The sequence below is a fragment of the Streptomyces sp. NBC_00259 genome (genome assembly GCF_036181745.1).
Classification (GTDB): Bacteria; Actinomycetota; Actinomycetes; order Streptomycetales; family Streptomycetaceae; genus Streptomyces; species Streptomyces pratisoli.
On the sequence record NZ_CP108080.1, the window covers coordinates 3,960,042 to 3,984,991 of the forward strand.

Below are 24,950 nucleotides of genomic sequence, written 5' to 3' on the forward strand. Positions count from 1 at the left end.
TAAGAGGTAAGCCGGGGGAGGTCGGCGTCCACCATGCATGTCACGCATCTGTCGCTGGCCGACTTCCGCTCGTACGCCCGGGTCGAGGTCCCGCTCGAGCCGGGCGTCACCGCTTTCGTGGGGGCGAACGGGCAGGGCAAGACCAACCTGGTGGAGGCCGTCGGCTATCTCGCGACGCTCGGCAGCCACCGGGTCGCGTCGGATGCGCCGCTGGTACGGATGGGGGCGGACCGGGCGGTCATCAGGGCCGCGGTCACCCAGGGCGAGCGGTCCCAGCTCATCGAGCTGGAGCTCAATCCGGGCCGGGCGAACCGCGCGAGGATCAACAGGTCTTCGCAGGTCAAGCCCCGGGACGTGCTGGGCATCGTGCGGACCGTCATGTTCGCGCCGGAGGATCTGGCCCTCGTGAAGGGCGACCCGGGAGAGCGGCGGCGCTTCCTGGACGAACTCATCACCGCGCGCTCGCCGCGGATGGCGGGGGTGCGCTCGGACTACGAGCGGGTGCTCAAGCAGCGCAACACGCTGCTGAAGTCGGCGGCGATGGCGCGCCGGCACGGCGGGCGCTCGATGGACCTGTCGACGCTCGACGTCTGGGACCAGCACCTGGCACGGGCCGGGGCGGAGCTGCTCGCGCGGCGACTGGATCTGATCGCGACGCTGCAGCCGCTGACCGACAAGGCGTACGAGCAGCTGGCGCCGGGGGGCGGGCCGATCGCACTGGAGTACCGCGGCTCGGCGGAAGGCCCGGCGGGCGGTGCGGCAGTCGGTACGCCAGGCGGTGCCGCGGAGGGCTCGGCACAGACGCGTGACGAGCTGTACGAGCAGCTGATCGCCGCGCTCGCCGACGTGCGCAAGCAGGAGATCGAGCGCGGGGTGACGCTGGTCGGGCCGCACCGTGACGAGCTGCTGCTCAAGCTGGGCGAGCTGCCCGCGAAGGGCTACGCGAGCCACGGCGAGTCCTGGTCGTACGCGCTGGCGCTGCGGCTGGCCTCGTACGACCTGCTGCGGGCCGAGGGCAACGAGCCGGTGCTCGTGCTCGACGACGTCTTCGCGGAGCTGGACGCGCGGCGCCGGGAGCGGCTCGCGGAGCTGGTGGCTCCGGGCGAGCAGGTGCTGGTGACGGCGGCGGTCGACGACGACGTTCCGGGAGTGCTGGCGGGAGCGCGGTACGCGGTCGCGGACGGGGCGGTGGAGCGCGTATGAGCGAGCACGAGCTCCCGGCGGTTCCGGCGGGACCGGTCGCGCCCGAGTCGTCGGGCGTCGACCTGGCACGGGTCGCGCTGCGCGCGGCCAAGGAGCAGGCCCGGGCACGAGGAGCGGCCGCGCAGGATAAGCGGCAGGCCAGGCGGGGCGGCGGTCTGCGGTCCGGAGCGCGGTCGGACGGCCGGGATCCGCTGCCGCTGGGTGCGGCGATCAACCGGCTGATCACCGAGCGGGGCTGGGAGACGCCCGCGGCGGTGGGCGGTGTGATGGGCCGCTGGCCGCAGATCGTGGGCGAGGACCTGGCGAAGCACTGCGTACCGCTGCGGTACGACGAGGATCCCGACGAGCGGGTGCTGACGGTGCAGTGCGACTCGACGGCGTGGGCGACACAGCTGCGACTGCTCGCGCCGCGACTCGTGGCCCGGCTGAACGAGGATCTCGGCCAGGGCACGGTCCGCCTGATCAAGGTCCTCGGCCCCGGTGGCCCCGCGCACCGGTACGGCCCGCTCCGCGCGCCGGGCAGCAAGGGCCCGGGCGACACATACGGCTGATCTCTCTCCCAGGGCTCCCGGCCCGGGGCCCTGCTGCCGCGCCTACAGGTCCGGCGCAGGCATCCCCGCGCCCGCCCCTCCGGCGCACCTCCGTCGCGCGTCGCGGCACCCGGAAGCCCGCGCCCGCACCGCGCCCCTGCCACGTCCGCACCCTCTCCGCGCCGCCCTCCGCACCGCGTCCTCAGCCCGTCCCGCGGGCGCTCGCTCCGGGGCCCCGCACGCGCCGGCACGCCTGTGACTCATGGGGCGTCCCTCACCGTAGCCGGAGGTTGACAGGCCGAAGCGCTCAATGCCGGTGTGAGCCTCTTGGAGCCCCTTCCCGAATATGGGGAGTCGGTAGGCGCCCGTTGAGGGCGGCACATGCGGACTCAGGCACCGGCAAACCCCCATTCCAGTCGGCGGTACCGGTAGACTGGTGGACAATCCCGCCGACCTGCGGGACACGTCGATTACTGCCGAACGACGCAGCCGGTCCCGTTTGCCCGGAGAACGGCTTGTGCTGTGCCAGAAAGGGCGCTTCGTGGCCGATTCCGGCAACCCCAACGAGAACATTCCTTCCACTGCTGCCGACGGGAACGGCGAGGCACCGACCTCTTCGTCGTCGTACGACGCCAGCGCGATCACCGTCCTCGAGGGTTTGGACGCGGTCCGCAAGCGGCCCGGCATGTACATCGGCTCGACCGGTGAGCGTGGGCTTCATCACCTTGTGCAAGAGGTCGTCGACAACTCCGTCGACGAGGCCCTCGCCGGTCACGCGGACACGATCGACGTCACGATCCTGGCCGACGGCGGCGTGCGCGTCGTCGACAACGGCCGGGGTATCCCGGTGGACATCCACCCTGTCGAGAAGAAGCCGGCCGTCGAGGTCGTGCTCACCGTCCTGCACGCGGGCGGCAAGTTCGGCGGCGGCGGCTACGCCGTGTCCGGCGGTCTGCACGGTGTGGGTGTCTCCGTCGTCAACGCCCTGTCCACCAAGGTCTCCGTGGAGATCAAGCGGGACGGCTACCGCTGGACGCAGGACTACAAGCTCGGCGTGCCCACCGCGCCCCTCGCCAAGCACGAGCAGGTCGCGGACTCCGGTACCACCGTGACGTTCTGGGCCGACCCGGACGTCTTCGAGACCACCGACTACTCCTTCGAGACGCTCGCGCGCCGCTTCCAGGAGATGGCCTTCCTCAACAAGGGCCTGACCCTGACGCTCACGGACGAGCGCGAGTCGGCCAAGGCGACGATGAACGCCGACGACCCCGACGCCGAGGCGGCCGAGGAGCAGCCGGCGAGGACGGTGAAGTACCACTACGAGGGCGGCATCGTCGACTTCGTGAAGTACCTCAACTCCCGCAAGGGTGAGCTGATCCACCCGACCGTGATCGATGTGGAGGCCGAGGACAAGGAGCGCATGCTCTCGGTCGAGATCGCGATGCAGTGGAACTCCCAGTACACCGAGGGCGTGTACTCCTTCGCGAACACGATCCACACGCATGAGGGCGGTACGCACGAGGAGGGCTTCCGCGCGGCGCTCACCGGCCTGGTGAACAGGTACGCGCGCGACAAGAAGCTGCTGCGTGAGAAGGACGACAACCTCACCGGTGAGGACATCCGCGAGGGTCTGACGGCCATCATCTCGGTCAAGCTGGGCGAGCCGCAGTTCGAGGGCCAGACGAAGACCAAGCTGGGCAACACCGAGGCGAAGACCTTCGTACAGAAGGTCGTGCACGAGCACCTCTCCGACTGGTTCGACCGCAACCCCAACGAGGCCGCGGACATCATCCGCAAGTCGATCCAGGCGGCCACCGCCCGGGTCGCCGCCCGCAAGGCACGCGACCTGACCCGCCGCAAGGGCCTGCTGGAGAGCGCCTCGCTGCCGGGCAAGCTCAGCGACTGCCAGTCGAACGACCCCACCAAGTGCGAGATCTTCATCGTCGAGGGTGACTCCGCCGGCGGCTCCGCCAAGTCCGGCCGCAACCCGATGTACCAGGCGATCCTGCCGATCCGTGGCAAGATCCTGAACGTCGAGAAGGCACGGATCGACAAGATCCTGCAGAACACCGAGGTCCAGGCGCTGATCTCGGCCTTCGGCACCGGAGTCCACGAGGACTTCGACATCACCAAGCTCCGCTATCACAAGATCATCCTGATGGCGGACGCCGATGTCGACGGCCAGCACATCAACACGCTGCTGCTGACGTTCCTCTTCCGCTTCATGCGTCCGCTGGTCGAGGCCGGGCACGTCTTCCTGTCCCGCCCGCCGCTGTACAAGATCAAGTGGGGCCGGGACGACTTCGAGTACGCGTACTCGGACCGTGAGCGCGACGCGCTCGTCGAGCTCGGCAAGCAGCAGGGCAAGCGCATCAAGGAAGACTCGATCCAGCGCTTCAAGGGTCTCGGTGAGATGAACGCCGAGGAGCTGCGCATCACCACCATGGACATCGAGCACCGCGTTCTCGGCCAGGTCACCCTGGACGACGCCGCGCAGGCCGACGACCTGTTCTCGGTGCTGATGGGCGAGGACGTCGAGGCACGGCGCTCGTTCATCCAGCGCAACGCCAAGGACGTCCGCTTCCTCGACATCTGAGTCGGTCTCAGCTGACCGCACGAAAGGACTGAAGACCAGCAATGGCCGACGAGAACACTCCTGTGACCACCGAGCCCGAAGAGGAAGGCCAGCAGGTCCGGATCGAGCCCGTCGGGCTCGAGACCGAGATGCAGCGCTCCTACCTCGACTACGCGATGTCCGTCATCGTGTCCCGCGCGCTGCCCGACGTACGGGACGGACTCAAGCCCGTCCACCGCCGTGTGCTGTACGCGATGTACGACGGCGGCTACCGGCCCGAGAAGGGCTTCTACAAGTGCGCCCGCGTCGTCGGCGACGTCATGGGTACGTATCACCCGCACGGCGACTCCTCGATCTACGACGCGCTCGTACGCCTCGCGCAGCCGTGGTCGATGCGGATGCCGCTCGTGGACTCCAACGGCAACTTCGGTTCCCCGGGCAACGACCCGGCCGCGGCCATGCGGTACACCGAGTGCAAGATGATGCCGCTGTCCATGGAGATGCTCCGGGACATCGACGAGGAGACCGTCGACTTCCAGGACAACTACGACGGGCGCAACCAGGAGCCGACGGTCCTGCCGGCGCGCTTCCCGAACCTGCTGGTGAACGGCAGCGCCGGTATCGCCGTCGGTATGGCCACCAACATCCCGCCGCACAATCTGCGCGAGGTCGCGGCCGGTGCCCAGTGGGCGCTGGAGCACCCGGAGGCCACCCACGAGGAGCTTCTCGACGCGCTGATCGAGCGGATCAAGGGGCCCGACTTCCCGACCGGCGCGCTGGTCGTGGGCCGCAAGGGCATCGAGGAGGCGTACCGCACCGGCCGCGGCTCCATCACGATGCGCGCGGTCGTCGAGGTCGAGGAGATCCAGAACCGCCAGTGCCTGGTGGTCACGGAGCTTCCGTACCAGGTCAACCCGGACAACCTCGCGCAGAAGATCGCCGACCTCGTCAAGGACGGCAAGGTCGGCGGCATCGCCGACGTCCGCGACGAGACCTCCTCCCGGACCGGCCAGCGCCTCGTCATCGTGCTCAAGCGCGACGCCGTTGCCAAGGTCGTCCTCAACAACCTCTACAAGCACACCGACCTGCAGACGAACTTCGGCGCCAACATGCTGGCGCTCGTCGACGGTGTGCCGCGCACGCTGTCCCTCGACGCGTTCATCCGCCACTGGGTGACGCACCAGATCGAGGTCATCGTCCGTCGGACGAAGTTCCGGCTGCGCAAGGCCGAGGAGCGGGCCCACATCCTGCGCGGTCTGCTCAAGGCGCTCGACGCGATCGACGAGGTCATCGCGCTGATCCGGCGCAGTGACACGGTCGAGGTCGCGCGCGAGGGCCTGATGGGCCTGCTGCAGATCGACGAGATCCAGGCGAACGCGATCCTGGAGATGCAGCTCCGCCGGCTGGCCGCCCTGGAGCGCCAGAAGATCGTGCAGGAGCACGACGAGCTGCAGGCGAAGATCAACGAGTACAACGCGATCCTCGCCTCGCCCGAGAAGCAGCGTCAGATCGTCAGCGAGGAGCTGGCCGTCATCGTCGAGAAGTTCGGCGACGACCGGCGCTCCAAGCTGGTCCCCTTCGACGGTGACATGTCCATCGAGGACCTCATCGCCGAGGAGGACATCGTCGTCACCATCACGCGTGGCGGCTACATCAAGCGGACCAAGACCGAGGACTACCGCTCGCAGAAGCGCGGCGGCAAGGGCGTGCGCGGCACGAAGCTGAAGCAGGACGACATCGTCGACCACTTCTTCGTCTCGACCACGCACCACTGGCTGTTGTTCTTCACGAACAAGGGCCGGGTCTACCGGGCCAAGGCGTACGAGCTGCCGGACGCCGGCCGGGACGCCCGCGGCCAGCACGTGGCCAACCTGCTGGCCTTCCAGCCGGACGAGCAGATCGCCGAGATCCTCGCGATCCGCGACTACGAGGCCGTGCCCTACCTGGTCCTCGCCACCAAGGGCGGCCTGGTGAAGAAGACCCCGCTGAAGGACTACGACTCCCCGCGTTCGGGCGGCGTCATCGCGATCAACCTCCGGGAGACGGAGGACGGCCGTGACGACGAGCTGATCGGCGCGGAGCTGGTGTCGGCGGACGACGATCTGCTGCTGATCAGCAAGAAGGCGCAGTCGATCCGGTTCACCGCGACGGACGAGGCGCTGCGCCCGATGGGCCGTGCCACATCGGGCGTCAAGGGCATGAGTTTCCGTGAGGGCGACGAACTCCTCTCGATGAATGTGGTGCGGCCGGGTACTTTCGTGTTCACTGCCACGGACGGCGGTTACGCGAAGCGGACCGACGTCGACGAGTACCGCGTCCAGGGTCGCGGCGGCCTCGGTATCAAGGCCGCCAAGATCGTGGAGGACCGTGGTTCTCTGGTCGGCGCGCTGGTGGTCGAGGAGAGCGATGAGATCCTCGCCATCACGTTGTCCGGTGGTGTGATTCGTACGCGAGTCAACGAAGTCAGGGAGACCGGCCGTGACACCATGGGCGTCCAATTGATCAACCTGGGCAAGCGGGATGCCGTCGTCGGCATCGCGCGCAACGCCGAGGCCGGTCGCGAGGCCGAAGAGGTCGACGGGACCGAGGGCGCCGACGGAGGCGTCGCGGTCGGGACCTCCGAGGTTGCTGAGGCCGCCGAGGGCACGGAGCCTTCGGCCGGGGAGCACGAGGAGTAAAGCGTGAGTGGAGCCACCGGCGCCGGATCGGCCGCTGCCGGCGATGCTTCTGGATCGAACGGTGCCAGTGGCTCCGCCACGGACTCCCAGGGTGGGGGCGTCCCCTCCAAGGGCAGGGCAATGACCGTGACCGACACCCGGGGGCAACAAGCCCCCTACGAAACCTATGGTGGGGAGCAGCCGGTGCAGCAGGGAACGCAGCCGTACCATCCGCCGCAGGCGTATCCCTCCCCCCAGGGAGGGACCCAGGGCGGCCAGCAGGGCCCTGCCCAGCAGACGGCAGCGGGCGCGACCGTCCGTCGGCCCCGCACCGGGGCGAGCACACAGCCCCGGACGCGCAAGGCACGGCTGCGGGTGGCCAAGGCCGACCCGTGGTCGGTGATGAAGGTCAGCTTCCTGCTCTCCATCGCGCTGGGCATCTGCACGATCGTCGCGGCGGCGGTCCTGTGGATGGTCATGGACGCCATGGGGGTCTTCTCGACGGTCGGCGGCACGATCAGCGAGGCGACGGGCTCGAACGAGAGCAACGGCTTCGATCTGCAGTCGTTCCTCTCGCTGCCTCGGGTGCTCGTCTTCACCTCGGTGATCGCGGTCATCGACGTCGTGCTGGCCACGGCGCTGGCGACGCTGGGCGCCTTCATCTACAACCTCTCCGCCGGGTTCGTGGGCGGAGTCGAGCTGACGTTGGCCGAGGACGAGTAGGCGAAGGTCCCGGGGGGTAGGAACCGATTTTGGGACTGCCCCCCACGTGCGCTAACCTTCAGGAGTCAGCGCGCAGCGCGGCGGGGCTATAGCTCAGTTGGTTAGAGCGCATCCCTGATAAGGATGAGGCCACAGGTTCAAATCCTGTTAGCCCCACCAGCTCGAAGACCCCCAACCGATCACGGTTGGGGGTCTTCTGCGTATACGGCCGACATCGGCCGCGTGCGGCTTCGTCGGTTCCACGCCCGCCAAGCGGCTGATCCCCGTGGCGGGTCGCTGATCCGTCTCCCGGGCAGCTGGAACGATGCGCCCATGACACCCGGGACAGGCACTGCCGAGGGTTCGGCAAGGGCGAGGCTCGTCCTGTGGACTCTCGCGGCGGGTCAGTTCCTGATGGCGCTCGACAGCTCCGTCATGAACGTCTCGATCGCGACGGTGGCCGACGACGTGGGCACGACGGTGACCGGGATTCAGGGCGCGATCACCGCCTACACGCTCGTGATGGCGATGTTCATGATCCCCGGCGGCAAGGTCGGGGCGCTGATCGGCCGCAGACGCGCGTTCATGATCGGCTGCTGCGTCTACGGATGCGGTTCCTTCATCACGGCGATCGCGCCGAACCTGCCCGTGCTGCTGCTCGGCTGGTCCCTTCTGGAGGGCATCGGGGCGGCGCTCATCCTGCCCGCGATCGTGGCGCTCGTGGCCGGCAACTTCGCCGCCGAACGGCGTCCAGCCGCCTACGGACTCGTCGCGGCGGCCGGCGCCGTGGCGATCGCGCTCGGGCCGCTCATCGGGGGTTTCGCCACGACGTACTTCTCCTGGCGATGGGTCTTCGCCGGTGAGGTCCTGGTGGTGCTCGGCATCCTGGTCTTCGCCCGCCGCATCGCCGACGTCCCGGGCGGTGAGCGCCCGCACATCGATCTCATCGGCAGCGTGTTGTCCGCCCTCGGGCTCGGGATCTTCGTCTACGGCGTGCTGCGCTCCGGCGAGTGGGGCTGGTTCCGGCCGAAGCCCGACGCGCCCTCGTGGCTCGGTGTCTCGCTGGTCGTGTGGCTGATGCTGGCGGGTCTGCTTCTGGTCTGGCTCTTCCTCCGCTGGGAGGCCCGCCTCGTCGAGCGGCACCGGGAGCCGCTCATCGATCCGGCGATGCTGCAGAACAGACAGCTCACCGGCGGCCTGACCATGTTCTTCTTCCAGTACCTCGTGCAGATGGGCGTGTTCTTCGTCGTCCCGCTCTACCTGTCGGTCGCCCTGGGCCTGTCCGCGCTCGAGACCGGAGCACGCCTCCTGCCGCTCTCACTGACACTGCTGGCGGCCGCGATCCTGATCCCGCGCTTCTTCCCGGACGTCTCGCCGCGGCGGGTGGTGCGGCTCGGGATCCTTGCGCTGCTCGCCGGAGCGGTGGTCCTGATGGCCGCGCTCGACGCGGACGCCGGAGCGGAGATCGTCGGCATCCCGCTCCTGCTGATCGGGCTCGGCATGGGTGCGCTGGCGTCCCAGCTCGGGTCGGTCACCGTGTCCGCGGTACCGGACGAGCAGAGTGCGGAGGTCGGTGGCATCCAGAACGCCGTCACCAACCTCGGCTCCTCGATCGGTACGGCACTCGCCGGCTCGATCCTGATCGCCACGCTCGCGTCGTCGTTCCTGGCCGGCGTCGAGCAGAATCCGGCGGTCCCTGCCGAGGTCAAGAGCCAGGCGGCCGTCGAGCTTCAAAGCGGGGTGACCTTCCTGTCGGACGCCCAGCTCAAGACCGCTCTCGACAAGGCCGGGACGAGCGAGCAGGTGACCCAGGCCGCGCTGGACGCGAATGCCGAGGCCCGGCTCGACGGCCTGCGCGCCGCACTCGCCGTCCTTGCGCTCGCCGCGGTCCTGGCGATGTTCTTCACCTCGAGGATCCCGACGGTCCAGCCTCGCTCGACGTAGCCGCGGCCCGGACGGCACGGGCACGGGCGCCCGCTCGGCAGGGGCGAGTTGAGGGTCGCCCGGCACACCGGGGTGGATGCCCGCCGGTCCGATCCGGGGCGGGGGCGGGGCCGTACGCAGGTCACCGAACGGTATCGGTCGGTGTGTATAGTCGGGCGGCAGAAGTCCCCTACGTCAAGGAAAGACGAGGTCGCGCGGTGAAGAAGCTCCTCCTGGTCGCACTGGCCGCCATCGGCGGGCTCCTCGTGTACCGCCAGATCCAGGCGGATCGCGCCGAGCAGGATCTGTGGACGGAGGCGACCGACTCCGTGCCCGCAGGTTCGGGTGTGTGAGACGCAGACAGTCCGAGTGACGGAGCCCCGGCCGCCGAGCGGCCGGGGCTCCGCGCTGTTCGCGGGCCGTGCTGTCGCGCGTACTGCCCCTGCGTGCGTGCGTGCCTGCTGCTCGTGCGTGCGGCTCGTGCCTGCGTGGTGGTGTTGCGGGACCGTGACGCCGAGACCTCTTGAGTTCGCTTACGCGAATGAATAGCTTGCGTGGGCAAAGTCGAGAACCCGCAGATCGGTGTCGTGTTGAGGTGGCGGTCCTCGGTGACGAGAGATCCGGTCCCCCGGCGCGACGCCCCGGTGCTGGTGAAGAAGCCGGACAAGGGTGGTGTTTCGGCCGCACGCGAAGACAGCGGTAGCAGTGCCGGGGCAGGATGGACCGGCACCGCGACCGCCGCGACGGCAGGCGGCAACGGAGACGACAGGGGGAAGCGCGGAGATGAGGCAGCGCAGCAAGGGCCGGGTGACGCTGGCCGGGGCGGCGGCGGTGTGCGCGGTGGCGGCGCTGCCCGCCGTTCCGGCCCAGGCCGCCGGGCAGCCGAAGCCGTATGCGTATGGCTTCGATGCCGACGCGCAGGTGATCAAGGGTGCGGAGAGCACCGCGGACGCCGAGGCGCTGACGGAGGACACGACGTACCGCTCGTCCATCGGGCCCGAGGGGAAGCTCAACTTCCGCGTGGACCTGGACGCCAAGAAGAACGCGTACGTCTCGGTCGTCGCCGCCCCCAGGCTGGAGGCGAAGCTCGAGTACTCCGACGGCATCAAGGTGACCCTGCAGGACAGCCAGGGAAGAACGTGCAGCGACGCCACCGCCACCGTCGGGTCCGGCAGTTTCGCGCAGCCGCTCGCCGCCTACGCCCACCGCACCATCGAGAAGGACGGTTCGAGCTGCCAGGAGGCCGGCGCCTACAACGTCCTGGTCGAGCGCACCAGCGCGGAGGCCTCCACTCCCGGGGACTGGGCACTTGAGATCCGCCATGTCACGGAGCCCGGGCTGAAGGAGGCCGGGCCCACGGAGGCGCCGACCCAGTGGCCCTCCGCCTCCCCGGGCCTTCCCGGTGGCGGAACGAAGAAGGCCGCCGGCGGCACGAGCTTCAACGACGCCGCAGAGATCTCCGAGGGCGAGTGGAACAGCCCGATGGAGGCAGGCCGCACCTACTTCTTCCGGGTCAAGGTCGACTGGGGCCAGCGGTTCTTCGGGACCGCCTCTCTGGGGAGCACGAACACCGAGGGCTACGCCTTTGTCAGCCAGGGGCTGACGATGCGGCTGTACAACCCGCTGCGCGGCTTGGTGGAGGACGCCTACACGACGTACGACGGCAAGCAGAAGCAGGCCGCGCTGGATCCGGTGCCGCCGGTCGCGTACGAGAACCGATTCGGCAGTGGTGACGATGTCCAGGGCATGCGGCTCGGAGGCGAGTACTACCTGGCCGTCAGCCTGAACCCCGAACTCGCCGACAAGTTCGGCAAGAAGCCGTTCGGTGTGACGCTGCGGGTCAACGTCGAGGGCGACGCGAAGGCGGCGCCGCCGTACACCGAGCCGCTCGGTGACCTCGGAGTCTCCGAGGGCGAGAAGGCCGAGAAGAGCGACACGATGAAGCTCGTCGGCGCGGCCGGGGTGGGCGCGGGGACGGTGCTGGTGCTCGGGCTCGGGGCATGGACGCTGCTGGCGCGGCGGCGTGCGGTGCCGGGACCGGCCGCGGGCCAGGGGCAGGCGGGACCCGGGGACGGTACGACCCCGACGCCGTACGGGCCGCCCGCCTCCTGGTGAGACCTTCGGCCGAGCGGGGAGTCAGGCCTGGGTGAAGGCCCAGATGCCGACCGCGAAACAGATCAGTGCCACGAGCAGCACCGGGATCGCGACCTTCGGGGGCGGTCCGGGTCGCTTCTGCCGCGCGACCAGGGGGGCGTGGGACGGCGCGTGCGAGAGCGCGTGCGACGCCATGTGCGCCTGAGGGGGAACCTGAGGGCCCTGGTCGGTGTACTGACGGGTGAGAGCTTGTTCGTACGGAACCGCGGCCGTCCGGGCCTGGGCGAAGTCCTGCGCCGCGGGGTGATGGGGGGAGGCCGCATGGGCGGGAACGGAGGGCTGGACCGGCTGCGGCTGCGGCGGTGGCGTGGGCTGGTAGGGCGGCGGGGCGAGATGGAAGGAACCGGTCTCGGAGGCGGCCGGCACCGGGGCGCCGCCCGGAGCGCCCTGCGTGCCCTGTGCGGCTGGTGTGTCCAGGGCGTCCAGGGCGTCTTGGCCACGTCGGCCGCTCTCGGCATCCGTGGTGGCCTTGCCGTGCGCGGTGGGGCCGTCCGGGCCGAAGCCGACCGGCAGCGGCCCCAGTTGGTCGAAGACCTCGACCGGCTCGTCGTCGATGCCGGGCTCGGGCAGCATCTCGACCGCGGACGTCAGCGCCTTCCGCGCGCCCGTGGCCGTACGGAACCGGGTCTGCGGATCGGGCTGGAGCAGGCCCGCGAGGACCTGCCACAGCGGCTCGGGAATGCCCTGCGGGGCGCCCGGCGTGCCGTGCGCCGCGAAGTGCTCGACGAGAGCCCGCGAGTCGGGCTTCTGGCCCTGCAACAGATAGAGCGCGACCAGTCCGACCGCGAAGAGATCGGCCGGGAAGTCCGGCTCCGCGCCCATCATCTGCTCGGGCGCGAAGTAACCGGGCGTTCCCACCACATAGTTGGTCTCGGTCAGCCGGGGCTCGCCCTTGCGCATGGAGATGCCGAAATCGGACAGCCGCAGATGCGGCCGCCCGGTCCCGGTGGCCTCCAGCAGGATGTTCGCCGGCTTGATGTCGCGGTGCACGACCCCCTCCGCATGCACCGCGGCGAGACCGGACAGGAGCTGGTCGAGAAGGGAGCAGACGAAGCGCGGCGGCAGCGGCCCGTAGTCGCCGATGACATGCGCCAGCGACCCGCCGCTCACCAGATCCATGGTGAACAGCACCTTGTCGTCGTCCGCGGCCCAACTGGCCGGGGCGAGGACATGCGGGTGGTCGATGCGGAGTGCCTGCTCGCGGACGAAGCGCAACAGCGCGTGCGCGTCGCTCTGCTGCAGCACCTTGGCAGCCACATAGCGCCGCCGCCGATGGTCCCAGGCACGCCACACCGCGCCGACCCCACCGCGTCCGATCGGGTCGATCAGCTCGTACCGACCAGCGAAGACCTCACCCATTGCGCTGCGCCCGCTCCCCGTTCCCTGCTTCGGCGTCCTGGTTCGTTCAGCTCTGGTGCGACTCGTAGTGGGCGACCGCCTCCGCCGTGCGCCCGGCGCCGTACACCCGGAGGAACTCTGCCAGTTCCGGGTGGGTCGGGGCGAGGGAGTCCGCCGCATCGATGATGTCGCCGGCCGCCGCGACGGAGCGGAGCAGCGACTGGATCTCGCGCACCACCCGGCGTACCGTCGGCGCGCCCGAGCTGGTCGTGGTCTGCCCGGTCCCGGTCAGCACGGATCCGCCCTGCGACTTCTTGATCTCGTCCATGCGAGCCGTGGCCTCCGCCGCGCTGATGCTTCCGTCCGCGACCTGACCGGTCAGCTCCTGCAGGGCCTGGACGCGCTGGACGACCGCCGGATTGCCGATCTTGGCGCGCTGACCGCTCATCAGCTGGGAGAGCATCGGAGCCGACAGCCCGAGCACCGCCGCAAGCCGGGCCTGGTTCAGGCCCAGATCATCGATGAGCCGACGGAAGAGCGCCCCCAGCGGCTCCCCGTACCAGCTGCGCTGGAGCTCTCTGGCTCTGGCGGTTGCGTCCTGCTGTGCAGCATCCATGTGCGTCTCCCCATCGCTTCCCCTGGCGTGGCTTCGCTGATGCGAACCCGACGAGCATCTTACGGAGCGTGGTCGGATACCGGGAGCCCCAATCCTTTTGTGAGATCTCGGGGGTGACCCGGTACTCTGGTCTCCGTTCCGGGGCCTTAGCTCAGTTGGTAGAGCGCTGTCTTTGCATGGCAGATGTCAGGGGTTCGACTCCCCTAGGCTCCACAACCCGGAAGCCCCTCTGAACTGCGAGAACGCGGATCGGAGGGGCTTTTCCCGTTATGCACCGCTAACCTACTTGCATGAGCGTGCAAGGAGAGTCGTGGGACGCGGACGCCGCGGACCGCACGGTGACGGTGCTCAAGGCGGTGGCCGACCCCTCGCGCTACCGGCTGCTGTGGGCGCTGAGCAGGCAGGAGCTTCCGGTGAGCGGGCTCGCCGAGATGCTCGGGGCCCATGTCGCCGCGACCTCCCAGCATTTGGCGAAGCTGCGGGCCGCCGGTCTCGTGGCGTCCCGGCGGGAGGGGACGCGTATCTACTACCGGGCGGTCGAAGGCGTACGGGGACTGCTGGAGGAGGCGTCGCTGGTCGCGGGCCGCTCCGAGGCGGAACGTGCGGTCCGTACCGGTCAGGCGGACGAGGCCGCGTCGATCGCGTCGGTCGCCTCGGTCCCGCAGGCGCCGGGGACGCGGTCCCCGCGGCAGCCGGTGGTCGACCTCTAGTAAGCCCGTTCCGCGCCGGGAGCACCTCATCGGCGCAAGCGCCCGCGACCCTTTTCTCCGACGCCGAGGGGAACGAGTGCCCGGCGACGCCCAGCGTCCCCGGTCCGTGCGGACATCGCCGCAGGTGGCAGGCCTGTCGAGGTGCGTGGCGGATCCGCCACCATCAGGTGTTCGGCAGGCCGGGGCCCTGGAGGGCCGCCCCCGGGCCGGCGAAGTCCCTCTACAACCACTCCGCCGTGGTCCGCACCCGCAGTTGCTCCGGACGGGTGGTGTTCATCGGAAGATCCGCCGACCCGTGGCGCAGGTCCCACGATTCCCAAGATGCGTCCACATCATGAGGAAGGTATGTAAAACGCCCAATCCGAAAGTGAGGGGCCATGGCCGCCGTCAAGGTCACCACGTTGTGGACCGCCTTCATCTCCCTGCTCGTCACCCTGCTCGCCTCCCTGGGATTCGCCACCTCCGCCAAGGCTGCTCAGCAGCCTGCCCCTCGGCAGCCCGAGGGCCCCGCCGAGCAGGAGCCCACCGTCCCCGGCGCGCGGAACGCCGGCGCGCAGGAGCATCTCCGGAGAACGGATACGGCGCATACGGCTGCCGCGGAGCTGCACGGGTTCTGGCAGCAGGTGGTCCGCGCGAGGACTCCCCGCGAACGCTCGCTGCCGCCGACCATCAAGCAGCGCATCGGTGCCGAGGCCCATGGTTCCTCCCCCGCCGTCCGGCACCTGCCCGCCCTGGACGCCGAGGCTCAGGACTCCTCGTTCATGAGCGACGACGCCGCGCCCGTCGCGGCGGCAGCATGAGGCGCCGGGAAGCTTTCGGCTCTCCCGGCGCCCGCTGCCCCGAACGACGTGTGGTGAAAGTCGGTCAGCGACGGTCCTCGCGGTCCGAACCGGTCTCGTCCTCCGACTGCTTCGCCTGAACCTCCGGGTCCGGCACCGAACGGTCGTTGCCGTCCACCGACGACAGCGGACGGTCCGACACCTCGGTCGGCGCGGGAGGTTCGACCAGCCAGTCCGGGTTGGCCTGCTTGTCCCACCACTTCCACGCGGCGAACAGTCCAGCGGCGACGACGCCGAGCACGACCGCACCCTTCACGGCACGACCGCACGTGGCACGACGCTCGTTCCTCCTCGCAAGCTTCCTGATGTCCTCCGCCGAGACCGAACCACGCAACGCGGCCAGAGCGGCAGCGGAGCGGGTGACGGCCTCCTGCCCGACAGGCTGAGCGACGGCGACCGCCTGCTCGAATCGCGGCGTGGTGTATTCCGCCGCCTGACGTGCGGCATTCCGGGTCATGACGGCGGCCCGCTGTGCCGCGTCGTCCACCGCCGGCGGAACATGCGGTGCGACATAGGAGTCGTACTGAACACGGGCCTGACGGCGAGCCTGATGCGCGGCTCGCGTCACCTTCGGCCCAAGGCGCACCCGAGCCTCGTGCGCGTATTGCGCGGCTTGGTCCTTGGCCGTACCGGCGTAGGGCGCCACCACTTCCGCGGCGTGCAGCACGCTCTCCTTCGCCGTGTCGGTCGCGGCGCGCACGCTGTCCATGCGGGTCACGGGATCCTCCTCCTCGGTGGCGTTCGCGGGGGTCTGGGGCGTTGTAGACCCAGCCAAGGCACAGTGCGCCTTTCCACCCTTTTCGAAATCATGCCTGCTGGGGTCGGGCTCGGCATGCGGGACGGGCATCCGGGTCATTTTCTTCTTGGGCGGCCGTTCCGTGCGAGGATCGGGTGACGTCACAGAGGACTTACGGAAGGCACATCGTGGCCGAGCAGCTCTACGCCACCCTGAAGACCAATCACGGCGACATCGACATCCGGCTTCTGCCGAACCACGCGCCGAAGACGGTCAAGAACTTCGTCGAGCTCGCCAAGGGTGAGCGTGAGTGGACGAACCCGGCGACCGGCAAGAGGTCCACGGACAAGCTGTACGACGGCACGGTCTTCCACCGGGTGATCAGCGGCTTCATGATCCAGGGCGGCGACCCGCTGGGCAACGGCACCGGCGGCCCGGGCTACGAGTTCGCCGACGAGTTCCACCCGGACCTGGCCTTCGACAAGCCGTACCTGCTGGCCATGGCCAACGCCGGCCCGGGCACCAACGGCTCGCAGTTCTTCATCACGGTGGCCCCCACCGCCTGGCTGACCCGCAAGCACACCATCTTCGGTGAGGTCGCCGACGAGGCCAGCCGGAAGATCGTGGACACCATCGCCGCGGCGCAGACCAACCCGCGCACCGACCGCCCGCTGAACGACGTGGTGATCGAGTCCGTCGTGGTCGAGACCCGCGAGGGCTGAGCCCGTCCGGGCCCTTCCCGGCCCGGGAACCTTTCCGCCCCGCTCGTCCGTAAGACGAGCGGGGCGAAGCATTGCGCGGAAGACCCGCCGGACGCTGAAGACGAGGGGACGTCATGGATCAGGCGCCAGGAAGCCCGGACCAGCCCCAGGCGGCACAGGGGCTGCCGAGCTGTTACCGGCACCCGGGCCGGGAGACCGGCATCAGCTGTACCCGCTGCGAGCGGCCGATCTGTCCGGAGTGCATGGTCAGCGCCTCGGTCGGCTTCCAGTGCCCGGAGTGCGTCCGCACCGGATCCGGCACGGGGCACGCCGCGAGCGCGAGCCGTCCTCGGACGATCGCGGGCGGCGCGGTCACGGCCGGCGACCCGCGGCTGATCACCAAGATCCTCATCGGCCTGAATCTCGCCGTGTTCATCGCGGTCCTCGTCGACCGGCAGCGGGTGGTCAGCGAGCTGATCCTGGTCGGAGCCTGGCCCGCGCCGCCGTACTTCGTGGTCGACGGTGTCGCCGACGGCCAGTGGTACCGGCTGCTCACCTCGGCCTTCCTCCACCAGGAGATCTGGCACATCGCCTTCAACATGCTGGGGCTCTGGTGGCTCGGCGGCCCGCTGGAGGCGGCCCTCGGCAGGCTGCGCTACCTCTCGCTCTTCCTGCTGTCGGCCCTGGCGGGCAGCGCGGCCGCCTATCTCCTCGCCGATCCGACGACCGGGACGCTGGGCGCCTCCGGCGGCGTCTTCGGTCTGCTCGGTGCCACCGTGGTGCTGATGCGCCGCCTCAACTACGACATGCGCCCGGTTCTCGCGCTGCTCGTGCTGAACCTGCTCTTCACCTTCACCTGGGGCGGCATCTCCTGGCAGGCGCACGTGGGCGGGCTGGTCGCGGGCACCGCCATCGCCTTCGGCATGGTGCACGCCCCGCGAGAGCGGCGGGCCCTCGTGCAGTACGGGACGTGTGCGCTCGTCCTGGCCGTCATCGTCGTCATCGTCGTACTGAGGACCGCCGCGCTCAGCTGAGCGTGAGCTTTCCCCAAGGTTGTCCACAGCGTGTGGTGGATCTTGTGCATGCCGTGGAGAACAACTGTGCCCCTTGTCGCTGAACTGGGCTTTCCCAGTAACGACAAGGGGCGGGATGAGGCATCCGATGTCGCTGGAATGGCCTCAGCAGTCACATCGGCGTCAACCCTCCCTGAGTTATCCACAGATCGTCAGACCTTTTCCCACGGCTGTGGACGACGCTGTGGATAACTTCAGGGCAGAGCTTGACAACGACTAGCTCGGCGCTACTTCCACTGTGTGGAGACGGCGAAGCCGCCGGCGATGAAGCCGAAGCCGACCACGATGTTCCAGTTGCCGAGCGACTGGACGGGCAGCCGGCCGTCGGTGACGTAGAAGACGACGATCCACGCCAGTCCGATCAGGAACAGCGCCAGCATCACAGGAGCGACCCAGCTGTGACTCGACAGCTTGATGTTGGTCGCCTGCTTCGAGGACGGCGGGGGCGTGAAGTCGGCCTTCTTGCGGATACGTGACTTCGGCACGAGGGACTCTCCTGTCGATGCGCTGCGTGACCGCGCAGGGGAAACTGTGGCTGGCGCCGGGCGGGGGCGAGGGGGACCTGGGCCTCCCCCGGGCGTCCGTTAGCGTAGTGCTTCCACGGCGCCTGAAGGGTAAGGGTACGTTGAGCAATTCCGCCGACTCCCCCGGTGGGCCGGTCCGTCGCTTCTCGTGGCGGCCGGTCCGGCTGCTGACGGCTGCCGTTTTCGCACTCGCCGGACTGATCTTCGTCACCAGCTTCAACACGGCCAAGGGCACCAACCTCCGGACCGACGACTCGCTGCTGAAGCTCTCCGATCTCATCCAGCAGCGCAGCGACAAGAACGCGAAGCTCGACGAGTCCACGGCGGCGGTCCGCAAGGACGTCGACGCTCTCGCCGGCCGTGACGACGGCTCCACCAAGGCCGAGGACGAGAAACTCCGGGCGCTGGAGGCCGCCGCGGGGACCACGAAGCTGAGCGGTCAGGCCGTTTCCGTCACCCTCAATGATGCTCCCCAGAACGCCCAGGCAGCACCCGGCTACCCGGAACCGCAGGCCAATGATCTGGTCATCCACCAGCAGGATCTGCAGGCCGTGGTCAACGCCCTCTGGCAGGGCGGGGCCAAGGGCATCCAGGTCATGGACCAGCGGCTGATCTCCACCAGCGCCGTGCGCTGCGTCGGCAACACGCTGATCCTCCAGGGCCGTGTCTACTCGCCGCCGTACAAGGTCACGGCCGTCGGCGACCCGGACAGGCTCAAGCGGGCGCTGACCGCCTCCCCGGCCATCCAGAACTACCAGCTGTATGTGACGGCGTACGGACTGGGCTGGAAAGTCGACGAGCGCGAGGCGGTGACTCTCCCCGGCTACTCGGGCACAGTGGATCTCCACCACGCGAAGCCCGTGCAGTAGCCCCGGGGAGGCCGGCCGGTGTCGGTGCGACTGATCGTCAGGACGTTCAGTGAGATCTGCATCACCGTTGGCACAGTGATCGTGCTCTTCGTGGTGTACGTGCTGTTCTGGACCGGGGTGAAGGCCCAGGGCGCGACGGACGGGGAGATCGTCAGGCTCCAGGAGGAGTGGGCCCGGCAGCCGGTGGAGCCCCAGGCTTCCGGCCCCGCCGCCGCTCCGTCCCCCGATCCCGCCCCTACATCCTCGGCTCCCGCCTCCTCGTCGCCGACTCCCGCCCCTTCGGCGAAGCCGTACGAGACCGGTCGGCCCTTCGCCGTCATGTACATCCCGCGCTTCGGCGAGGGCTGGGACTGGCCCGTGTTGGAGGGGACGGCGGCCCGGACCCTGAAGAAGGGGCTCGGGCACTACGCGTCCACCGCACGGCTCGGCGCGACCGGGAACTTCTCGGTGGCCGGGCACCGGCGCACCTACGGGGACCCGTTCAAGGACTTCCCGCGGCTGCGGCCGGGCGACGCGGTGATCGTCAACGACGGGACGACCTGGTTCACGTACCGGATACGGAACGAGCCGTACCGCACCGTTCCGGGTGATGTCGGGGTCATCGACGCCGTCCCTGCGCCACTGGAGAAGAACGCGGCCGGATTCGACGGGCCGGGCCGCTATCTGACGCTCACCACCTGCGATCCGGAGTGGGGAAGCAGCCACCGGCTGGTCGTCTGGGCGCACCTGGATGCCACGCAGCCTGTGACCGACGGCAAGCCGGAAGCTTTCCACAGCTGACCCACGCGCCCCCGGCGCCCTTTAGTCTGGTCCCGTACCGAACGGAAAGGGACGGCATGTACGGCTGGATCTGGCGGCATCTGCCGGGCAACGCATGGGTGCGGGCGTTCATCTCGCTCGTGCTGGTCCTCGCGGCCGTCTATGGGCTGTTCCAGTACGTGTTCCCCTGGGCGGAGCCGCTGCTTCCGTTCAACGATGTGACGGTGGACGGCCAGTGAGCGCGCGGATTCTCGTCGTCGACAACTACGACAGCTTCGTCTTCAACCTCGTCCAGTACCTGTACCAACTGGGCGCGGAGTGCGAAGTCGTGCGCAACGACGAGGTGTCCACCGCGCACGCGCAGGACGGCTTCGACGGCGTGCTCCTCTCGCCGGGGCCCGGTACGCCCGAACAGGCCGGGGTCTGCATCGAGATGGTGCGTCACTGTGCGGCGACCGACGTGCCCGTGTTCGGTGTCTGTCTCGGCATGCAGTCGATGGCGGTGGCGTACGGCGGTGTCGTCGACCGCGCCCCGGAGCTGCTGCACGGCAAGACCTCGCTCGTGCTGCACGAGGGCCAGGGCGTCTTCGCGGGGCTGCCCTCGCCGTTCACGGCGACGCGGTATCACTCGCTGGCGGCCGAGCCGGCGACCGTGCCGGATGCGCTGGAGGTCACGGCGCGCACGGAGGACGGCATCATCATGGGGCTGCGCCATCGTGAGAAGGCGGTCGAGGGTGTGCAGTTCCACCCGGAGTCGGTGCTCACGGAGCACGGCCATCTGATGCTGGCCAACTGGCTGGTGCGGTGCGGTGACACGGGCGCGGTGGGCCGTTCGTCAGGGCTCGCGCCGGTGGTGGGCAAGGCCCTGGCGTGAACGGCGAGGGGGGATCGCCGTGGTTCCATCCCGGGGACGTTCCCGGGCAGCGCGAGCCGCAGGACCAGCCTGAGCCGCAGGAGTGGCAGGGCTACGACGAATACTCCCTGGCCTATCAGCAGGACTGGTACGAGCAGCAGGCCTACACGCAGCCGCAGCCGCAGCCCTCGCCCCAGACGCAGCCTCAACAGCAGCCCTACCCCCAGCCTGAGCCTTATCCGCAGCACCAGTCCCCGGCCCAGGCCCCGCTCCAGGCCCGGCACCGGCACCGGCCGGAGTCCGTGCAGGAGTCGGCGTACGCGGCCCCGTTCGTGCCCGCGCCCGCGCCTGCGCCCGACGACGACGAGACGGTGGGGCTCCGGACGTCCGACACCGGCGGTGCGACGCCCGAGCAGCCCACAGGGGGCCGTGCCGAGCGCCGCAGGGCCGCCAAGGGGCGTGGGAAGCGCCGTGCCGCCGCCGCCACGCCGCCGAAGCCGTCGGAGGGCGGCGCTCCGCTCTCTCGGGTGGAAGCGCGCAGGGCGGCCCGCGCGGCCAAGGACAGCCCGGCCGTGATCGCCAGCCGCGCCTTCGGTGAACTGTTCATCACCATCGGCGTGCTGATGCTGCTCTTCGTCACGTACCAGCTGTGGTGGACCAACATCCTCGCCGGCCAGCAGGCCAACGCCGCGGCGGACCAGATCCAGGACGACTGGGCGCAGGGCCGCGCTCCGGGCGCGTTCGAGCCCGGCCGGGGCTTCGCCATCATGCACATCCCCAAGCTCGACGTCGTCGTCCCGATCGCCGAGGGCACCGACAAGCACCGGGTCCTGGACCGGGGCATGGTCGGCCACTACGCCGATGGCGCGCTCAAGACGGCGATGCCCGAGGACAAGCAGGGCAACTTCGCGGTCGCCGGCCACCGCAACACCCACGGTGAGCCGTTCCGTTACATCAACCGGCTCGAACCGGGCGACCCGATCGTCGTCGAGACGCAGGACAGTTACTACACGTACGAGATGGCGTCCATCCTGCCGCAGACCGCGCCGTCGAACGTCGGGGTGATCGCCCCGGTACCGGCCGGCGCCGGCTTCACCGGCCCCGGCCGGTACATCACGCTGACCACCTGCACCCCCGAATTCACGAGTACGTATCGAATGATCGTGTGGGGCAAGATGGTCGAGGAACGCCCGCGCAGCAAGGGCAAGCCGGACGCGCTCGTCGGCTGATCGATGAACGTACTTCAGGACGACAGAAAAACAGGGACAGGGACAGGTGCAGTGGCACGTGCACGCAGCCGGATCGCCGGCGTCATCAGTGTCTTCGGCGAGCTGCTGATCACCGCAGGGCTGGTGCTGGCACTTTTCGTCGTCTACTCGCTGTGGTGGACGAACGTCCTCGCCGACCGTGAGGCCACCAAGCAGGGTGACCGCGTCCGCGACCGCTGGGCCGGGGGCCCGGGCGCGCTCGACACCAAGGACGGCATCGGCTTCCTCCACGTACCCGCCATGAGCAACGGCGAGGTCCTGGTCAAGAAGGGCACCGACAGCAAGACCCTGAACCACGGTGTCGCGGGCTACTACACCACCCCGATCAAGTCGGCCCTCCCGTCCGACAAGCAGGGCAACTTCACCCTCGCGGCGCACCGGGACGGCCACGGCGCGAAGTTCCACAACATCCACAAGGTCAAGACCGGCGACTCGATCATCTTCGAGACCAAGGACACCTGGTACGTCTACAAGGTCTACAAGGACCTGAAGGAGACGTCCAAGTACAACGTGGACGTGCTCCAGCCGGTCCCGAAGGAATCCGGCAAGACCAAGCCGGGGCGCTACATCACCCTGACGACCTGCACGCCCGTCTACACCTCGGACTACCGGTACATCGTGTGGGGCGAGCTGGAGCGCACGGAAAGGGTCGACAGGGACCGCACGCCACCGGCGGAGCTGGCTCAGCCGTAGAAGCCGCAGGCGGCAGTCGGCAGGTCGCTGCGGGAAGCGCCGCACACATGGACAGCGAAGAGCCCCGGCACCCATCCAGGTGCCGGGGCTCTTCGCTGCTTGCGGCTGTGCCGCGCGGACGACCGGCTAGTCGCTGTCGTTACCGCCGATGAAGCCGCCTCCGTTGTTACCGCCCTGGTTGCCGCCGCCACCGATGGTGAACAGGGTGATCGGAGTGGCGGCGGGGTCCGCCTGGGTCCCCGGCTGCGGGTGCTGCTGGAACACCTGGGCGTTGTCGTTCTGGTCGCCCTGCACCTGGATGTTGGTGTATCCGGCCTGCTGCAGCATGGCCTTGGCCTCGCCCAGGGTCCGGTTGCGTACCTCCGGCACCTGGTTCTGCGGCGTCTGGGGGCCCTTCGAGACCTGCAGGGTGATCGTGATGCCCTTGGCCTCCTTGGAGCCCGCGGTCGGCGTCTGGGCGGTGACCTGGTTGGCCGGCTCGTTCGAGTCGACGTCCTGCCGCACCACCGTGTAGCCGAGGGTCGTCAGCTGCTGGTTGGCGCTGTCGAACTGCTGGCCCACCACATCGGGCACTTCGGTCTTGGCCTGCTTGGCGATCTGCAGGGTGACCTTCGTGCCCTTCTCGGCCTTGGAGTTGCCCGCGGGGTCCTGGCTGACGACCGTGCCGGCCTCCTGGTCGGAGTCGACCGACTTGGTCTCTACCTGGAAGCCCTTGTCCTCGAGCTGCTTGGTGGCCTTCTCCTCGGACTTCTCCGTGACGTCCGGCACCTCGACCAGCGGCGCGCCCTGCGAGACGACGACCTGGATCGTCTCGCCCTGTTCCATCTTGCCGCTCTCCGGCGTCTGGCTGCAGACGGCTTCCTTCGGCTGGTCGCAGCGCTCGGCCCCGGACCGGACGACCTTGACCTTCGCGTTCTCCCCGAGCTGCACGGCTTCCTTGAACGGCTTGCCGACGAGCTGCGGTACGTCGATCTTGCTGGTGCCGCCGCCCCCGCCGAAGACGGACTTGCCGATGAGGATCGCGCCGACGAGCACGAGGATGCCCGCGACCACGAGCAGGATCGTCGACGTGTTCGACTTCTTCTGCCGACGGCGGTCCGGACGGTCGTCGTACCCGCCGTATCCGCCGTCGTCCGGGTTCATGGGCGGCAGCATCGACGTCTGGCCGCCCGGGTCGGTCTGGCGCAGCGCCGTCGTCGGGCGGTCGTCGCCGTGCTGGGCGCCGTATCCGCCGCCGTAGCCGACGGCCCCCATCGCCGCCGTCGCCGCGACCGGCTGGCCGTCGAGGCAGGCCTCGATGTCGGCCCGCATCTCGTCGGCGGACTGGTAGCGGTAGTCGGGGTCCTTGACCAGCGCCTTCAGCACGATCGCGTCCATTTCGGGCGTGATCTCGGGGTCGAAGTTGCTGGGCGGCTGAGGCTCTTCCCGTACGTGCTGATAGGCGACCGCCACCGGGGAGTCCCCGACGAACGGCGGCCGGACCGTCAGCAGCTCGTAGAGCAGACAGCCGGTGGAGTACAGGTCGGAGCGGGCATCGACCTGCTCGCCCTTGGCCTGCTCCGGGGAGAGGTACTGGGCGGTACCGATCACGGCCGCGGTCTGCGTCATGGTCATGCCCGAGTCGCCCATGGCGCGGGCGATGCCGAAGTCCATGACCTTGACCTGGCCGGTGCGCGTCAGCATGACGTTCGCCGGCTTGATGTCGCGGTGGACGATGCCATTGCGGTGCGAGTACTCGAGCGCCTGCAGAATGCCGATGGTCATCTCGAGCGTGCGCTCGGGCAGCAGCTTGCGCCCCGAGTGCAGCAGCTCTCTGAGCGTGGACCCGTCCACGTACTCCATCACGATGTACGGGATGGAGACGCCCTCGACGTAGTCCTCGCCGGTGTCGTACACCGCGACGATCGCAGGGTGATTCAGCGAGGCGGCCGACTGGGCCTCACGGCGGAACCGGGCCTGGAAGGACGGGTCGCGGGCGAGATCGGCCCGCAGCGTCTTCACGGCGACGGTGCGACCGAGCCGGGTGTCGTGAGCGAGGTAGACCTCGGCCATGCCACCACGGCCGAGCACCGAGCCCAGCTCGTACCGGCCGCCGAGGCGACGCGGCTCTTCCATAACAGTTCCAGCCCTCTCCGTCAGTCCCGACCGCACCCGTGTGTGTGCTCCGGCGGTGTGCTGTTCGCGCATACGCTACCGGGCACGCGGCGTCGCATCCGCCCATGGCCGG

General features: G+C 69.3%; 23 protein-coding genes and 2 tRNA genes. 20 read left to right on the top strand and 5 right to left on the bottom strand.

Translation table 11 applies throughout. The features are described 5' to 3' along the window. Positions 1–33 precede the first annotated feature (33 nt). The 9 genes from recF (at position 34) to OG766_RS17835 (ending at position 11,705) form a co-directional block, all read left to right on the top strand. On the top strand, positions 34–1,203 hold the full coding sequence (gene recF / locus OG766_RS17795) for a DNA replication/repair protein RecF (protein ID WP_266380330.1): 1,170 nt from the start codon (positions 34–36) through the stop codon (positions 1,201–1,203). Further along, on the top strand, positions 1,200–1,754 hold the full coding sequence (locus OG766_RS17800) for a DUF721 domain-containing protein (protein ID WP_266380333.1): 555 nt from the start codon (positions 1,200–1,202) through the stop codon (positions 1,752–1,754). The genes recF and OG766_RS17800 overlap by 4 nt, the downstream gene beginning before the upstream one ends. 496 nt (positions 1,755–2,250) lie before the next feature. Continuing rightward, a complete protein-coding gene (gene gyrB / locus OG766_RS17805; RefSeq protein ID WP_323137292.1) occupies positions 2,251–4,329 on the top strand; it encodes a DNA topoisomerase (ATP-hydrolyzing) subunit B in 2,079 nt (692 codons plus the stop codon). Positions 4,330–4,370: 41 nt separating this feature from the next. After that, positions 4,371–6,986, top strand: a complete 2,616-nt coding sequence (gyrA, locus tag OG766_RS17810) for a DNA gyrase subunit A (RefSeq protein ID WP_328725747.1) — start codon at positions 4,371–4,373, stop codon at positions 6,984–6,986. 126 nt (positions 6,987–7,112) lie between these two features. Further along, on the top strand, positions 7,113–7,688 hold the full coding sequence (locus tag OG766_RS17815) for a DUF3566 domain-containing protein (RefSeq protein WP_266384236.1): 576 nt from the start codon (positions 7,113–7,115) through the stop codon (positions 7,686–7,688). Positions 7,689–7,770: 82 nt separating this feature from the next. Next, a tRNA-Ile gene (locus tag OG766_RS17820) sits at positions 7,771–7,847 on the top strand. A gap of 153 nt (positions 7,848–8,000) precedes the next feature. Then, positions 8,001–9,611, top strand: coding sequence for an MFS transporter (locus OG766_RS17825; protein ID WP_266380338.1), 1,611 nt, complete (start codon positions 8,001–8,003; stop codon positions 9,609–9,611). A gap of 197 nt (positions 9,612–9,808) precedes the next feature. Then, positions 9,809–9,943: a DLW-39 family protein gene (locus OG766_RS17830; protein ID WP_003958712.1), complete on the top strand. Its 135-nt coding sequence runs from the start codon at positions 9,809–9,811 to the stop codon at positions 9,941–9,943. Between the two features lie 430 nt (positions 9,944–10,373). Next, the gene (locus OG766_RS17835) at positions 10,374–11,705 is read left to right on the top strand and encodes a hypothetical protein (RefSeq protein WP_328725748.1); all 1,332 of its coding nucleotides are present in this window, start codon (positions 10,374–10,376) and stop codon (positions 11,703–11,705) included. A 21-nt stretch (positions 11,706–11,726) separates the two neighbouring features. Here OG766_RS17835 and OG766_RS17840 read toward each other — a convergent pair whose 3' ends face one another. Together OG766_RS17840 and OG766_RS17845 are read right to left on the bottom strand one after the other, a co-directional pair. Next, positions 11,727–13,103, bottom strand: coding sequence for a serine/threonine-protein kinase (locus OG766_RS17840; RefSeq protein ID WP_328725749.1), 1,377 nt, complete (start codon positions 13,101–13,103; stop codon positions 11,727–11,729). A 46-nt stretch (positions 13,104–13,149) separates the two neighbouring features. Next, on the bottom strand, positions 13,150–13,698 hold the full coding sequence (locus tag OG766_RS17845; RefSeq protein ID WP_328725750.1) for a helix-turn-helix domain-containing protein: 549 nt from the start codon (positions 13,696–13,698) through the stop codon (positions 13,150–13,152). A 140-nt stretch (positions 13,699–13,838) separates the two neighbouring features. Here OG766_RS17845 and OG766_RS17850 point away from each other — a divergent pair. From OG766_RS17850 to OG766_RS17860, 3 genes are all read left to right on the top strand, one after another. Next, positions 13,839–13,911, top strand: a tRNA-Ala gene (locus tag OG766_RS17850). A 77-nt stretch (positions 13,912–13,988) separates the two neighbouring features. Next, on the top strand, positions 13,989–14,408 hold the full coding sequence (locus tag OG766_RS17855; RefSeq protein WP_328725751.1) for an ArsR/SmtB family transcription factor: 420 nt from the start codon (positions 13,989–13,991) through the stop codon (positions 14,406–14,408). 377 nt (positions 14,409–14,785) lie between these two features. Further along, on the top strand, positions 14,786–15,208 hold the full coding sequence (locus OG766_RS17860) for a DUF6344 domain-containing protein (RefSeq protein WP_266380356.1): 423 nt from the start codon (positions 14,786–14,788) through the stop codon (positions 15,206–15,208). 64 nt (positions 15,209–15,272) lie between these two features. On the opposite strand, the gene OG766_RS17865 is transcribed toward OG766_RS17860, so the two are convergent. Then, on the bottom strand, positions 15,273–15,965 hold the full coding sequence (locus OG766_RS17865) for a DUF5324 family protein (RefSeq protein WP_266380360.1): 693 nt from the start codon (positions 15,963–15,965) through the stop codon (positions 15,273–15,275). Positions 15,966–16,171: 206 nt separating this feature from the next. On the opposite strand from OG766_RS17865, the gene OG766_RS17870 reads away from it, so the two are divergent. Together OG766_RS17870 and OG766_RS17875 are read left to right on the top strand one after the other, a co-directional pair. Beyond that, entirely contained in the window at positions 16,172–16,705 is a 534-nt protein-coding gene (locus tag OG766_RS17870; protein ID WP_266380364.1) for a peptidylprolyl isomerase, read from the top strand. A 113-nt stretch (positions 16,706–16,818) separates the two neighbouring features. Then, positions 16,819–17,718 (top strand): rhomboid family intramembrane serine protease, encoded by a 900-nt coding sequence (locus OG766_RS17875; protein WP_266380370.1) that lies wholly within the window; start codon positions 16,819–16,821, stop codon positions 17,716–17,718. Between the two features lie 266 nt (positions 17,719–17,984). Here OG766_RS17875 and crgA read toward each other — a convergent pair whose 3' ends face one another. Then, positions 17,985–18,242 (bottom strand): cell division protein CrgA, encoded by a 258-nt coding sequence (gene crgA, locus OG766_RS17880; RefSeq protein WP_266380373.1) that lies wholly within the window; start codon positions 18,240–18,242, stop codon positions 17,985–17,987. A gap of 140 nt (positions 18,243–18,382) precedes the next feature. Between crgA and OG766_RS17885 the strand changes: the two genes are divergently transcribed. Genes OG766_RS17885 through OG766_RS17910 form a run of 6 tightly spaced genes read left to right on the top strand, consistent with a single transcriptional unit; the run spans position 18,383 to position 22,723 of the window. Further along, positions 18,383–19,150 carry a DUF881 domain-containing protein gene (locus OG766_RS17885; protein WP_266380376.1) on the top strand — a complete coding sequence of 256 codons (768 nt, stop codon included), beginning with the start codon at positions 18,383–18,385 and terminating at the stop codon, positions 19,148–19,150. 18 nt (positions 19,151–19,168) lie between these two features. Continuing rightward, complete coding sequence (locus OG766_RS17890) at positions 19,169–19,930, top strand: class E sortase (protein WP_266380378.1); 762 nt, start codon at positions 19,169–19,171, stop codon at positions 19,928–19,930. 56 nt (positions 19,931–19,986) lie between these two features. Beyond that, positions 19,987–20,148, top strand: a complete 162-nt coding sequence (locus tag OG766_RS17895) for a hypothetical protein (protein ID WP_266380380.1) — start codon at positions 19,987–19,989, stop codon at positions 20,146–20,148. Further along, entirely contained in the window at positions 20,145–20,783 is a 639-nt protein-coding gene (locus tag OG766_RS17900; RefSeq protein WP_266380383.1) for an aminodeoxychorismate/anthranilate synthase component II, read from the top strand. Before OG766_RS17895 ends, OG766_RS17900 begins: the two co-directional genes overlap by 4 nt. After that, entirely contained in the window at positions 20,780–21,991 is a 1,212-nt protein-coding gene (locus tag OG766_RS17905) for a class E sortase (protein WP_328725752.1), read from the top strand. Before OG766_RS17900 ends, OG766_RS17905 begins: the two co-directional genes overlap by 4 nt. Before the next feature lie 51 nt (positions 21,992–22,042). Beyond that, entirely contained in the window at positions 22,043–22,723 is a 681-nt protein-coding gene (locus OG766_RS17910) for a class E sortase (RefSeq protein WP_266380387.1), read from the top strand. A 126-nt stretch (positions 22,724–22,849) separates the two neighbouring features. Here OG766_RS17910 and pknB read toward each other — a convergent pair whose 3' ends face one another. Further along, the gene (gene pknB / locus OG766_RS17915) at positions 22,850–24,838 is read right to left on the bottom strand and encodes a Stk1 family PASTA domain-containing Ser/Thr kinase (RefSeq protein ID WP_328725753.1); all 1,989 of its coding nucleotides are present in this window, start codon (positions 24,836–24,838) and stop codon (positions 22,850–22,852) included. Positions 24,839–24,950 lie beyond the last annotated feature (112 nt).

Bases quoted from the DNA above. Each gene is read 5' to 3' on its own strand.
- OG766_RS17875 (WP_266380370.1), top strand. From the start codon at position 16,819: ATGGATCAGGCGCCAGGAAGCCCGGACCAGCCCCAGGCGGCACAGGGG.
- gyrA (WP_328725747.1), top strand. From the start codon at position 4,371: ATGGCCGACGAGAACACTCCTGTGACCACCGAGCCCGAAGAGGAAGGC.
- recF (WP_266380330.1), top strand. From the start codon at position 34: ATGCATGTCACGCATCTGTCGCTGGCCGACTTCCGCTCGTACGCCCGG.
- pknB (WP_328725753.1), bottom strand. From the start codon at position 24,838: ATGGAAGAGCCGCGTCGCCTCGGCGGCCGGTACGAGCTGGGCTCGGTG.
- OG766_RS17845 (WP_328725750.1), bottom strand. From the start codon at position 13,698: ATGGATGCTGCACAGCAGGACGCAACCGCCAGAGCCAGAGAGCTCCAG.
- OG766_RS17895 (WP_266380380.1), top strand. From the start codon at position 19,987: ATGTACGGCTGGATCTGGCGGCATCTGCCGGGCAACGCATGGGTGCGG.
- OG766_RS17835 (WP_328725748.1), top strand. From the start codon at position 10,374: ATGAGGCAGCGCAGCAAGGGCCGGGTGACGCTGGCCGGGGCGGCGGCG.
- OG766_RS17825 (WP_266380338.1), top strand. From the start codon at position 8,001: ATGACACCCGGGACAGGCACTGCCGAGGGTTCGGCAAGGGCGAGGCTC.
- OG766_RS17800 (WP_266380333.1), top strand. From the start codon at position 1,200: ATGAGCGAGCACGAGCTCCCGGCGGTTCCGGCGGGACCGGTCGCGCCC.
- OG766_RS17860 (WP_266380356.1), top strand. From the start codon at position 14,786: ATGGCCGCCGTCAAGGTCACCACGTTGTGGACCGCCTTCATCTCCCTG.
- OG766_RS17840 (WP_328725749.1), bottom strand. From the start codon at position 13,103: ATGGGTGAGGTCTTCGCTGGTCGGTACGAGCTGATCGACCCGATCGGA.
- OG766_RS17855 (WP_328725751.1), top strand. From the start codon at position 13,989: ATGAGCGTGCAAGGAGAGTCGTGGGACGCGGACGCCGCGGACCGCACG.